7 protein-coding genes and 3 tRNA genes are annotated in these 13,872 nt (G+C 31.4%); 3 read left to right on the forward strand and 7 right to left on the reverse strand.

Annotated elements, in window-relative coordinates:
• Nucleotides 1-1,328 precede the first annotated feature (1,328 nt).
• Nucleotides 1,329-2,114: a 16S rRNA (adenine(1518)-N(6)/adenine(1519)-N(6))-dimethyltransferase RsmA gene (rsmA, locus tag GOY07_RS00685; RefSeq protein ID WP_175837449.1), complete on the reverse strand. Its 786-nt coding sequence runs from the start codon at nt 2,112-2,114 to the stop codon at nt 1,329-1,331.
• Nucleotides 2,115-2,199: 85 nt separating this feature from the next.
• Here rsmA and GOY07_RS00690 point away from each other — a divergent pair.
• The 3 genes from GOY07_RS00690 (at nt 2,200) to gpmI (ending at nt 5,729) form a co-directional block, all read left to right on the forward strand.
• Nucleotides 2,200-2,272 (forward strand) — tRNA-Thr (locus tag GOY07_RS00690).
• Nucleotides 2,273-4,136: 1,864 nt separating this feature from the next.
• Nucleotides 4,137-4,208, forward strand: a tRNA-Asn gene (locus tag GOY07_RS00695).
• A 21-nt stretch (nt 4,209-4,229) separates the two neighbouring features.
• Nucleotides 4,230-5,729: a 2,3-bisphosphoglycerate-independent phosphoglycerate mutase gene (gene gpmI / locus GOY07_RS00700; RefSeq protein WP_175837451.1), complete on the forward strand. Its 1,500-nt coding sequence runs from the start codon at nt 4,230-4,232 to the stop codon at nt 5,727-5,729.
• A gap of 591 nt (nt 5,730-6,320) precedes the next feature.
• On the opposite strand, the gene GOY07_RS00705 is transcribed toward gpmI, so the two are convergent.
• The 6 genes from GOY07_RS00705 to GOY07_RS00730 all read right to left on the reverse strand — a co-directional run bounded on the left by GOY07_RS00705 (nt 6,321) and on the right by GOY07_RS00730 (nt 13,839).
• Entirely contained in the window at nt 6,321-7,217 is an 897-nt protein-coding gene (locus GOY07_RS00705; RefSeq protein ID WP_175837453.1) for a cation diffusion facilitator family transporter, read from the reverse strand.
• A 26-nt stretch (nt 7,218-7,243) separates the two neighbouring features.
• A tRNA-Val gene (locus GOY07_RS00710) sits at nt 7,244-7,316 on the reverse strand.
• A gap of 686 nt (nt 7,317-8,002) precedes the next feature.
• Nucleotides 8,003-8,242 (reverse strand): hypothetical protein, encoded by a 240-nt coding sequence (locus GOY07_RS00715; RefSeq protein ID WP_175837454.1) that lies wholly within the window; start codon nt 8,240-8,242, stop codon nt 8,003-8,005.
• Between the two features lie 2,346 nt (nt 8,243-10,588).
• Entirely contained in the window at nt 10,589-11,485 is an 897-nt protein-coding gene (locus tag GOY07_RS00720) for an aspartate carbamoyltransferase catalytic subunit (protein WP_175837456.1), read from the reverse strand.
• An 898-nt stretch (nt 11,486-12,383) separates the two neighbouring features.
• Entirely contained in the window at nt 12,384-12,533 is a 150-nt protein-coding gene (locus tag GOY07_RS00725) for a hypothetical protein (protein ID WP_218938972.1), read from the reverse strand.
• Nucleotides 12,534-12,564: 31 nt separating this feature from the next.
• Nucleotides 12,565-13,839, reverse strand: coding sequence for a hypothetical protein (locus GOY07_RS00730; protein ID WP_175837460.1), 1,275 nt, complete (start codon nt 13,837-13,839; stop codon nt 12,565-12,567).
• Between the last annotated feature and the right edge of the window lie 33 nt (nt 13,840-13,872).

Here is a 13,872-nt window from a genome sequence, read left to right on the forward strand (position 1 = left end):
TAACAGCTGCAGCAAAGTTTCATTTAAAAGAAGAAAATTGTTTGCTCTTCTTAAGATCGTAGAAAAACTAGATTGAATCAGAGTCGGTTTGAATGAGTTGAAGTATGAATGCAAGAACATTCTGATATTTTCATTAAAGAAATGAGATTCAGGAAAAATTTGGCTTGAATATGTGAATCTACAGCCATACCATAATATGTAGAGAATGAAGTTTTCGTATATTGCATCAAGATCAATTCATAATGAACAAGATAAAGGTAGACAGGAAGAGTTTTAAAAAACTTAATGAGACTATTGGCAAGTATCATGAACAAGAGTTATTCATCTTTGATGAATTATAGTTTAGCACCACACTTGAAAGTTAGACAATGGTAGTTAGAAAAGGACGTTAAAACACAGGTTAAAGTAAAATTAGGTAGATAAAATTTTTATCTCCACAATGTGGTTAATTCTAGAGATGGAGAGAGCCCTGGTTTATTTGTGCCATTTAAAAGAACATCAGAAGCTTTTCTTGTTACGGATTATGCTGGTTAGCATAAATCAAAAAATTGCAAGATATCTAAAATATTAAGATTGTATACCTACCACCATGCTCACTAAAGCTTAATCTTATTCAGAAACTTTGGTTGTATATAAAGTAGAACATTTTGCGTAATAAAGTTTATGATATAATTGCTTTTCTTGAAAGTGCTTTGTACAAATTTATTACTCTCTTTTTCACTTCGCAATTAAACAATTCTGCAATATTAATTACTTAACTTGTTAACAATGAGAATTGGGTATTAAGTCTTGGCCCAAATGTGTCTGATATACTGCTTTTGGTAATTTGTTACTCTCTTTCAATAACGTGCTCTGGTTGATATTTCATCACATAAGGCTCGATTTTTAGAAAATCAACACCTTAATTGGTGAAAATGTGATTTATCACATGAAGCAATTCTACTTTTATAGCCTCACTTGCATCTATTTTAGCCTGACAGTTTTCTTATGTCCCCCAATTTAATTACACAATATTCTTTTCGCTTTTCAGTTGTTCTTTTTTGCTTTATATTGATAAATTTTTGAATTTAAACTAACCTTTTCCTTTCATTTAGCATTTTCTACCTTCAAGGTTTTGTTCTCTTAGCTTTAGACTTTCATTCTCTCTTTACGGATCTTTCTATTTTTGCTTCTAACTTTGCTATTTTTTGCTGCAGACTTTTCTAGAATTCTAAAAGGTTTATCTTATTACCCCACTTTTGCTCCATTATCTTTTTATACTATTTTGTCTATCTTGTTTTGTTACTACGTAATATTTGTAGCTAAAGGCTTTCGGCAAATTAGGTGGTTTATATACTGTTTGCTAGTAAACAAAATTGTTCAATAGTTAAATTTTCTGGACGCTCATTTCCACTTAATTTAGCGTTTTTAAGAGCGGTTTCAGTATGATTCGTTACATTTTGCAAGCTATTCCTTAGCATCTTTCTTCTTTGACCAAAAACAGTACGTGTTAATTTTGTTAAGACTTCTAAATTTACTGTGAATCTTTGTGTAGGTAAAGGCCTCACTGTAATTACTGAAGTATATACTTTCGGCCTTGGAAAAAACTTTTTAGGTTCGATATCAAACTCCCTTCTTACATCACATAGTAACTGGCTTAGCACTGATAGGGAACCATAATCTTTAGAATTGGGTCTTGCTATAATACGATCTGCTACCTCTTTCTGAAACGTTAATGTCAAAGTTGTAAAAAGTTTTATTTTGTTTAACCACTTTAAAAATAACGCTACCGAAATATTGTAAGGCAAGTTTGCAATGACTTTTACTGGGTGTTCTATTAGGTCCTCTTCTACAACATAAAGCGCATCCGCTTCTACAATTCTAAATTTGTTCTGGTATTCATTAAGCAATTGGTTATGACGCTTCACCAGATTACTATCCTTTTCTATAGCCAGCAGAGACTTGGGATTATGCGCTAATATCTCTCTTGTTAATGCGCTACATCCAGGGCCAATTTCAATGACGTTAAAATCTTTTAAATTACCAGCTAAAATGACTATTCTTTTTGTTATCTCACTCGATAAAATAAAATTTTGACCTAGACTTTTTTTTGGCTTAAATGAAAATTTTTTCATACCACTTCATTATGCAATACTTTAGTCATTATAAAAATAGTTGACTGAAATTCATTGATAATTGTATATTGTTAACGTATTTAACGCCGGCTTAGCTCAATTGGTAGAGCAACTGACTTGTAATCAGTAGGTTGTCAGTTCAAGTCCGACAGCCGGCATGTGCAGTAATTCACACTTGACCTGATAGACAAGAATTAATTGATAAAAGAATGACTTTGTTGCATCTCTGCTTATGAAAGGCCAGCTATAGTTAGGGTGTAAGTAACTTACCGAAAATATTGTTTTTTTATAGTCAATCTGATCATAATTTAAGATTAGTGATTCATTATCTGTATCAATGAATTTAATTCTATTTGAGAAATAACTAAGATATTGAAATACTTGAATTTTAGCTAGATTAGTGAGTGATAGTGAGATTTCTTTTACTCAAATTTAGGTATTTATACCGATTCTCCTTACATAGGGAACTGATAGATAATAATGGAAAAGAAAGCCATGCTGAAGTAAGTAGTACTAATTCTCATTATTAAAACTGGTCAAATAAGTGACGTTGCAGAGTTGTTTAATTGTGGAGTGAGAAAAGAGAGAGGTAATAAATTTGCACAAGGGGTTCTCAAGCAAAGCACTATATTATAGATTTTATTATGCAAAATGTTCTGTTTTATATATAACTAAAGTTCCTCAGTACGATTAAGTTCTGGTAAGTATGATGGTGAGTATATAATCTAGATATTTTTAGGTGCTTCAATTTTTTTGATTTATGCTAATTAGCATATCTATGACAAGGAAAGCTTCTTATGTTCTTAAATATTGCGACATTTATTTGAGAAATATACTCATACAATCGGTATTGCCACATTAGGCGTAAATAAAACTGGAGCTCTCTTCATTTCTAGGATTAACTGTACTGTAGAGATAAGAATTTTATCTATCTAATTTTATTTTAATTCGTGTTTTAACGTCCTTTTTAAATCACTCTTGTCCAACTTTCAAATGTGGTGCAGAACCGTAATTCATCAAAAAAAAATAACTCTTGTTCAGAATACTATCTTGATAGTCTCATTAAATTTTTAAACTCTTCTTGTCTACCTTTATCTTGTTTATTATGAATTGATCTTGAAGTAATATATGAGAACTTCATTTTCTACATATTACGGTATATTGTGGACTTGCTGACATTCAAGCCAAATTTTTCCTTGATCCTTGTTCTCATTTTTAATGGTAATATTAGGATTTCCTTGTATCTATACTTCAACTTATTCGAATTGATTCTGATTCAAATCTGTTTTTTTTACGAAATTAAGAAGAGTAAATAATTTTACTTCTCTTTCAAATTTTAGGTGCTTTATCCATGTAATCAATGCTGTCTTCATATTCCTTTTGCTAATTCTACGGCTTTTTTATCCAATAATTTTGGGTTCAACGCTATTTAAATCTCGCTATTTTACTTACTTCAGTATGGCTTCTTTTCCATTATTATCTGCTTGTTTCTTATACAGTAGAAATTGATATTAGGTGAGAATCAAAAATATTAGAAATTATCACATTTATCTGATAAATCATCTTCTCAAAAGAATATCTATAAGAGCAAATATGTAAAAGGAAGAGCAATTACTCAAATTATTTCAGGCATTCTCACACAACAACCTTCCTACAACTTAAAAACATTTCTCATAAAAATAAAAATTCTTTGCCAAACAAAACCATAAACCTTTTGCTAGAAATAAATAAAATTAGAACTCTATTAGTTACTAATAATGCTCTAAAATTGCCACTAAAAACTATATTTTTCTCAAAAGGAGCTTATTTTGGTAACTTTTTCTATTTTAAAGTGCTGCTTATAGAATTTTTCATATACATTAAATTTTTGTCATTTTATCTGTACAGAGAAAATAAATAAGTGGCTTAGGTACTATGACAAGAAAGTTGGTGAAGCTTGTTCAAGATGATATCACTAAAATCTTATAAAGCACAAAAACGTTTACAACTAGCGCTCAGCATGATAAATTGAAAACAGTTTATTCCTCGGTAGCTCAGTGGTAGAGCAGTTGGCTGTTAACCAATTGGTCGCTGGTTCGAATCCGGCCCGGGGAGCGTTTTTCTCTATTATTCTATATGAACTTTAAATCAGTTATTTTATGTATACTAGATGGTTGGGGAATAGGAGATAGTAAATACAATGCCATTAGCAACGCAAATCCACCCTGTTGGCAATATATTAGCTCTAATTATCCAAAGTGCAGTTTATCTGCTTGTGGAACTGATGTTGGATTACCAGATGGTCAGATGGGCAACTCGGAAGTTGGCCATATGAACATTTGTAGTGGTAGAGTGGTAATGCAAAGTCTGCAACGTATTAATCAAGAAATTGAAACAATAGAGAACAATGCTAATTTACAAAGTTTTATTAGTGATCTAAAGGATAAGAATGGCGTGTGTCACATAATGGGATTGGTTTCAGATGGTGGTGTTCATTCGCATCAAAAACATATGTCAATTCTAGCAAATAAAATATCACAGCATAAGATCAAAGTGGTAATACATGCATTTTTAGATGGCAGAGATACACTGCCAAATTCAGGAAAAAAGTGCATTCAAGAATTTGAAGAGAATATAAAGGGCAATAACATAGAAATTGTTACTGTCTCTGGGCGTTACTATGCTATGGATCGAGATAATAGGTGGGAAAGAACAATAGAAGCTTACGAAGCTATCGCATTTGCAAAGGCAACATATCACAATAGTGTAATGTCGTTGATTGACAGTAATTATCAAAACAATATACCTGATGAGTTTATTAAGCCTGCAGTAATAGGTGGTTACAAAGGCATAGAAGCAAAAGACGGGGTATTATTAGCCAACTTTCGTGCTGATCGAATGATACAGTTGACAAGTGTTTTGCTAGGCAAAACAGGTTATACTAAGATAGCAAAATTTTCTTCAATTTTAAGTATGGTGAAATATAAGGAAAACTTTCAGATTCCTTGTCTTTTTGCCCCTACATCTTTTACTAACACTTTAGGAGAGACAATAGCAGATAATAAATTGCGGCAATTACGTATTGCTGAAACTGAGAAATATGCTCATGTGACTTTTTTCTTCAATTGTGGTAAAGAAGAGCCTTTCTTCAATGAAGAAAGAATACTTATTCCTTCACCAAAAGTTAAAACTTATGACCTGCAACCCGAAATGTCAGCTTTTGAACTTACAGAAAAACTTGTAGAAAAAATTTGTTCCCAAGAATTTGCGCTAATAGTTGTAAATTATGCTAATCCAGATATAATAGGGCACACAGGGAACATGAAAGCAGCTAAAAAAGCTGTACTAGCTGTTGATGATTGCCTTGCAAAAATATTAAATGCTGTTAAGGAAGTAAATGATGCTGCGTTAATTATTACTGCAGATCATGGAAATGTGGAATGTATGTTTGATAAAGAAAGTAATACACCTCACACAGCACACACTCTAAATAAAGTTCCATTTATTGTATACTCTAATTCTCGTAACAACCTAAAGTTGAAAGATGGAAGATTATCTGATATTGCTCCTACTATTTTACAGTTACTTGGAATTAAGAAACCAAATGAAATGACAGGTGATTCATTGATTGTATAATAGTATCTATTCAGCTAAGCGGTGTAAGAGACGGTAAAATAGGTGATTGTGAAAAGATTTAGTCTCTTTTGTTTTAACATGTTAAGTGGAATAAAATTATTCGTTCGAAAAATGTATTTACTCTTTCCGATTGTGCAAAATATGAGTTTTTGTGATAAGCGACATAATGCCGTATTTGCTATTCAACATAGTTGTTCGTCAGTGAAATATTTTTTGGTTATCCAAAAAGTTCCACCTTATCCTTTAATAATGTAATTAGTGTTACTGACTCTTTACTTTAAAAAAGTGATATTTGGTGATGTCTTGAATGCTTTATAAGCACGTTTCAGCTTGTATAGGTGAGAGCTTGAAATTTTATAAAGGGGGCATAATACGGTGTACATAGTCCAAGTAATTAGGCAATAGTGTGCCAGATATAAAATCTTTTTATCATTTAATCTGCGCAGATTAGGAAGTTGTATAAAGTAACTTACTGCTGATTAAGAGAGCCGACAAGATGTGTTAAGTAATTTTTTATATTCCTATAAGCTACTTGAATCTTGGTTTATTTAATTATGCTGTTTGTGCAGTTGTTGCTGATAGCTTATAATATCAATGTTTAATTATCTTGTTGTCTGCGCATTCATCATGTTCAATCTCAACTGTGGAGTGCGCTATTTCAAACTTATCTAGTAGTATTTTTTTTATTTCATACAAAATATTAGTGTGTTGTGCATTTTCCTTTACCTTGGCATGCATAGTAATTATAAAATAATTATCAGAAAGTGACCACGCATGTATATGATGTACATCTACCACTTCAGGTAATTCAGATATGATTTTACTTTTTATCTCTTCAGCAGATATACCGTCAGGTGTACCTTCAAGGAGGATATGATAAGAATTCTTTAGAATTTTATAGCCGCTATTTAGGATTAGCACACTAACAAATATTGATAAAATTGGATCCACTATTTGCCATCCGGTAAGCATAATAATTATGGATGCGAGTATAGCAGCTATAGAACCTAAAATATCTCCTATCACGTGCAGTACAGCACTCCTTATGTTTATATTACTTTCGCATTTGTTATGTAGTATGAAAAAGACTGAGATATTAGCAATCAGCCCAAGTGTGGCTATTATTAACATTATTTTCCACTCAATATTGACTGGAAAAATAGATCTCTTTACCGATTCAATTATAATGATCATTGCAATGAGGAATAAAGTTAAACCGTTAACAAAAGCTGCAATTATCTGCAATCTATGATATCCGTATGACCTTTGCAAATCTGATTTCTTGGCTGAAAATTTATGTGCTATCCAGCTTAAAACCAAGGCAAAGAGGTCAGTAAGCATATGTCCTGCATCTGATAGCAGAGCTAATGAACGTGAGATTATTCCACCTGCTATTTCTGTAAACATTGTTATTGCAACTATTATTATGGAATAGATTAAGCGCTTGGACTCTGCTACTGAATGTTTGCCGTTATGTACTGCTGTCATATGAAATCTTTTTATGAACAAAAGCGTGGGTAACACTGGGCTCGAACCAGCGACCGCTTGCACGTCAAGCAAGTGCTCTACCAACTGAGCTAATTACCCATCATGTTTTTAGTATAGTGCTTCAGCAGGATAAAAGTCAATTTGCTTTTAAATTTTTGTCCTTATTGCATTATTTAATGTAATGCCAGAATTTATACTAATTTTCATTATTAGTAGGTCAAATGAGTGACATTGCAGAGTTATTTAATTAAGGAGTGAGAAAGGAGTAATTTAAATTTGCACAAAGAGCTCTCAAGCAAGGTAATTCATTCTATATAAACTTTGTGTTACGCAAAATATTCTATTTTTTACCACGAAGTCTCTCAATAAGATTGAGCTCTGGTAGGTATATAATCTCATATTTTTAAATACTTCTAAATTTTTTGACTTGTGCTAATTAACCCAATTCATGATAAGAAAGGCTTCTTATGTCCTTAAATATTGCTATATTTGTTCAAGAGATGAATGCATATAAGCAGTGTTGACACTCAATACAAAAACTGTAAAAACAAAAATTTTGTCTAATTAATTTCACTTTGAGCTGTATTCTCATGCCTTTTTAAAACCATCCATATTCAAGTGTGTGCTAAATTGTGATTCTTCAAAAAAGAACTTCTATTCATGATACTTACTAATTTTATATATTACGTGTACCGTAGACTTGCTAACGTTCAAGTCCAATTTTTCTGGATTATTACTCATTTTTTAAGGTAATATTAGGATTTTCTTGTATCCATATTTCTAACTTATTCAAATTGATTATGATTCAATCTAGTTTTTCTATAACGTTGGGGGGAGAAAAAATAATTTTTCTTCTCCTCCAAAATTTTAGGTGCTTTATCTATTAGTTTTTTTGATTTTAACGCTATTTTACTTGCTGTTCTACTTACTTCAAATGGGGCTTTTCCATTATTATCTATCCTTTTCTTAATGCAGTGAAAATTGGCATTAGCTGTAACTAAATTATAAAGCTTTAATTGTCCCACATATTTACATATTAAATTGACTATTTGTATCTTCTATTAAGATAGAATATGTTATTATGAAAATTTAAGCTTTTTAAAAGAGATTATGTTAAGAGTGAAACTTGTATTTAAAAATTGAATGTAAAATGGGTAAAATGTCTGAAAGTAGGATCAGAGCAAATGATGGTCAACTTGTTGAAAATGTAAAGGTCACAAATGACCATACTTTTTACAAACTCATTTATGAAAAAAAAAGCTCACAGAGATTTTTTAGTGAAGCAGTTTAATTCGCTATACTATGCTAGCTCCGAGAAGATGATAAAGAACCTTTTACTATTAAGGAAATACATGACTTCTGTGAAAAAATGGTATTCTTTCATTTATGGTAAATGAGTTGCTTATTCTTGTGCCAAAAGAGGGCATAAAATGTTACGTAGATTATGAAACAAATTCAGTAAAAATCATGATCACGGATATATTGCTGATTAGGTCAATATTAAAGACTCATATATGAAAGAGGATTTAGTCAATCATCAAAGTTATCAAGATTATATTGCGTATTATGGATTTATGTGTAAAAAAGCCCATTATCTCAAATGCTTTTGAAAAGCTCAAGGAAGCTAAACTGAGGTGCAAATAAGAGGAAGTCTCAAAAGAATAGCTCAGTGATCCAGTGAATAAAGGATATACAGACGTAGAATATTATGTGTTATATGAGAAAATTTCTGAAGAGCTTGTATATATTGGTATGAGTGTTAATTGAATTAAGGAGATATATACTAAATATAGTATAATTCTATCTAACAGAGAGTGAGTTTAAAGGTTTAAAAAAAGTACAGGAAGAGGCAAGATCTAGCAAATATTATGAACAAAAAACAGGTTAAACATTCTAGAGTGGGATAAATCTAAACGTTGCTGATGATAATGCTGATAATGAGTTTAACCTGAATGTTGACCTATTTCGGACAAAAATTTTGAAGATCTTACTGATTTAAATAGCGATGTTATTATTAATAACGAAAGTTTCCTAAAATCATTAGAAGACATTTTGAAAATGTTTAATAAAATCTTTGAAATGAAAAAGATAATAATACATTTCTAGCACATGAAAACGTTTCTGCTTTAAACTGTTCTTTATTGAAAGAAAAGAAGGCTACTAAAAATATTAAAGTGATGGTCATGATCCTTGTATATCGGGTAATGGTATAGCACAATCATCTGACAATAACTATATCAGTAATATATACTCTCTCATGCTTTTGAAAAAGCTGGAAGTGCTCTTAGCGGTAATAAAGGAGAGAATTATAAGGATTGCAACTACGTTATCAAGTAGAACTTGTTTATATATTAACGTTCTATTTGATTTCTAAGTTGGATTTTGCCAAAGTTTTAATGATGGGGTTAGCAGAATACGTAATGCATCTAATAAAAGAAGAAAAACTGACTGATTTTGCAAGACTTTTTGGTAAAGAGTATAAGAGACCTATCTTGGAGAGACAATCAAAAGAGCTATTATGATCATTATCAGATGGGAATAGCAATTATTGCAGATATAGTAGGAGAGACTTATCCTAAGTTTTATTGATAATTTACTTTATACAGCAACAGAAGATAGGAAATCCATGAATGGTCGTTTTTCTTTTAGGAAGAGGATGAAAAAGATCTACCAAAGCGGAGAAGACAAAATCCAAAAAGAGGAGTGTTTCTAATTGGGTAAAGACTTGCTCAAGTGTAGAAGATAACGCTATTAAGTCTTGCTATAGCTAATTTAGTAACAAGTAGTGGGTAATGAAAAAGACAAAACGTGGTCTTAATGAGTGGCGAGAAAGTGTTGTTCTAAAAGATGCAGTTCTAAAATGGAAAAAAGCCGTGAGCAAGATTAAGAGAAGGAGCATAAGGCAAATGTAACCATAGATTATTATGGTGTAAAAGCATTGTATGGTAGAAAGAGCTGGTGGCGTAAAAGTAATCTGTGTTAAAGTTTTGGCACAAGTTGGCTTGGATCAGAATATAAGGATCATACATTCGTAATTCATGATGATAACGTGGAAAAGCTTGTAGAATATTACTGAAGATAAAATTCTATCAAGATAATGAAGGATGGCAATCGTTATGATTTACTTCTCTTTAATAAGAAGAGTAAGTTCATAAGTAGTATTGCTGAAATAGACAACTTAAGATATGAGTTACTATATAGCTTAGTGAGAATATTTTTGATCGTGTGGCGGATCATATTAACCATAATTAGGCTTAATCTAACGAATATGTAAAGATTTTTGCTTGAGTAGAGTAGCATCTTTAATGCGTGTAAAGCTGCCATGTTAAATTAAATGTAAATCATTATAAAGCTATATACTTTTTTTGATACTAGCAGGGTCTATAATAGTGCAGCACTGCTTTACGTATTGCCAATCCAAATTCCACCTGTTGTAAAATAACACGATCTGTTATATCGCTGCTAATTTCAATCCCTTTATTTATTGGCCCTGGGTGCATAATAATTACATTTGGTTTTGCATATAGCAACTTTTGTGAATCAAGTCCATACAAATAGAAATATTCTCTATTTGAAGGAACAAAACAACTACTATTCATGCGCTCTTTTTGTAACCTTAGAAGCATAATTACATCAGCATCCTTTATACCATCAATTAATGAATAATGGATTGAATCTACCTCAGGAAAATGTTTGCAAATCAAAGTTGGCGGTGCAATCAAGCATATTTTTGCTCCGAACATTTTTAGCAATCTTATATTTGATCTTGCAACTCTACTGTGCAAAATATCTCCACATATAACAATTTTAAGATTTTTTATTTGCTTTTTATGACTGATGATTACAAAATAATCTGCAAGAGCCTGAGTTGGGTGTTCACTACTTCCATCACCTGCATTAATTAGTGGGCAGCTAACATAGCTAGCCAAGATATTTACAATACCGCTGTCTTTTTGCCTAAGTACTATACAGTCAGGATTCATTGCATTTAACGTTTTTATCATATCCATTAAATCTTCTCCTTTATTGATAGAAGAAAATTTTATTGGCAGAGTTACGACGTTTGCCCCAAGACTTTTGGCTGCTATTTCAAAGGACGCAAGCGTACGTGTTGAATCTTCAAAGAATAAATTTATTACTGTTTTTTTTTCCAAAATACGGCTATTTTTAACTTCATTTTTTAGGTATTGCTCAGCTAATTCAATTATGTTTTTCACATTATTGACTGTAAGGTCTAGAACGCTTAGCAAGTCCTTTCTATTGCTCATAATTTCTTTTAATACACAATTATTATTAATCTATTCTACTTTTTCATTGCTTATTTTCAATAGATCTCTTGTGTAACAGTTGTTTTAGCTATAGCCTATAGATATTGCGTTAAACAAAAGCTGGTATTAATTGATAATTATACTAATTATCATTGTAAATATGTTAAATAAATAATATTATAGAGTTGTTTAATTGCAGAGTGAGAAAGAGAGGTAATAAATTTGTACAAAGCGCTCTCAAGTAGGTCTATTGTATTATAGACTTTATTACGTAAAGTGTTCTTGTTTATATAGAACCAAAGTCTCTGAATATGATTGTGCTCAGATGAGCATGTGGTAAGTATATAATCACGATATAAGTGCCTGTAAATTTTTTGACTTATGTCAACTAGCACAATGCATGATAAAAAAAGCTTATTATTTTCTGAAATATTGTGACCTTTGTTCGAGGAACATATTCATGCAATCACTATTGTATTTAGTTGAAATAAGCTAAAACTTTTCCCATTTCTAGGATTAACTGCCCTGTAGGGGATAAAAATTTTGTCTACCCAATGTTACTTTAACCTGTGCTCTAACGCCATTTTTAAACTACCTGTATTCAACTTTCAGATGTATATAAGCCGTGATTCATCAAAGAAAAATAACTCTTATTCAGGATATTTACCAATAATCTCATTAAGTTTTTTTTAACTCTTCTTGTCTACTTTTATCTTGTTCATTATGAATTGGTCTTAGCGTAATGTGCTAAAATTTCATTTTCTGCATACTGCGATGTACCGTAGCTTGCTGACATTCACGCTAAATTTTTTCAAATTCTTATTCTCATTTCTTAAATGGTAATATTGTGGTTGCTTGTATCCATACTTTAATTTGTTTAAATTGATTCTGATTTAATCTAGTTTTTATGATATTGAGGGGGAGTAAACAATTTTTCTTCTTTTCTAAATTTTAGGTACTTTATCCATGCAGTCAATGCTATTCTTGAAATGCAGCATATTTTTGCTTTTACACTTCCTTGTGCAAAGGGGATTTGTATAAGGGACATCGAAATCATGTAAGAGATTTTACTGCGTGCTTTATCCATCAATACTGTAAAAGGTGTCTTTGTAATTGTGAGATTGAACTACAACTTGTTCAAGCGTTAAGCTACTGCATTTAGCGTCTTTGCCGTGATTATTCTTGAGAGCATTTGTTCTTTCTTGTTCTATTTTCTTAATAAATTCCTTGTTAATGCTTTCAGCGTTAATCTTTTCCTGAAAATATATGAGGTTAATACAATTTGTTTTCTTATAATAATGTACGCCAAGACATATGGCCGAAAATGCAAATATAGCTGAACCTATGAGTAATGACAATCCTATGTTATGTTTCAAAAGGTTCTGGTAAAACTTTTTCACATTATTAACGCCATCTATTGTAAGTAGCCCTAAGGGAAAAACTATATTTGCAGCAACTATGCCAGTTAATAATGCAGTGAATAGTGGCCTATTGTTAATTACTAATTTTATTTTATTAGTTCTACTAATTGCTTTTTCGCCAATGTTAATAAAATTGTTTTTAGCTTCCCAAGCGTTAAGTTCAAAATTTGAATGAGTGCCATTGCTATATTCCAGTCTTACAGATTTTATTATCTTGTCTTTTGGCTGGTTCTTTAACACTTTATCCAAAATTTCATTTGCATTTCCTTTTTGGATTTGATATTCCTCAGAATTTCTAAATTGCTTTATTGCACAGGATATCGAATTACTCGCAAGCAGTGAAGCAAATGCAATAACTGATGTAGTGGTATAGAGTGGGCTATTTGCAAAAGACGCGATAAATTTTGCTTTATCTTGTAAATATGCTAAAGCTACAGATGTGCATAATATAATAGCATTTGCACCAAAAATTATAACTTCCTTTTGCTGTATGGCGTATTTTATCCGTAGCTGGACTCTGTTTATTTTCTTGCCTGAGCTGATTAAAAAAGTTGTTGAATTTGCTTCACTATTCTTAATGTAAGAATTATCTCTCAGTGTAAAAGGAGTTAGAGGTGTATCTGAATTATTACTAGACTTGTTATTTAATAATTTTTTCCAACCTTCTGATGTTTTATTATTCCAAGTTTTGTTAAACAGCGTTCTTTCAAAAGCTGCTCTTTCCATATTTGAGCTTTGGTTATCTGTTCTACCATTTCTAATATGGTTCATTTCTTCATTATCTGGTCCTTCTTTATACAACCTTGTCTGTATACGCAGTGGCTTTGATGGCGCTGCACCCAATGTATCTGAAATAGAATTTGTTGCCACTCCAGGCGATGGTGGGTCTGTTTTTGGTGCTTCTTCTGATATTTTATCTTTAAATTCTAGCATACTTACCCTCCAAAATTAATTACTACTGTTGTG

It is taken from the genome of Wolbachia endosymbiont of Litomosoides sigmodontis (genome assembly GCF_013365435.1).
GTDB lineage: Bacteria > Pseudomonadota > Alphaproteobacteria > Rickettsiales > Anaplasmataceae > Wolbachia.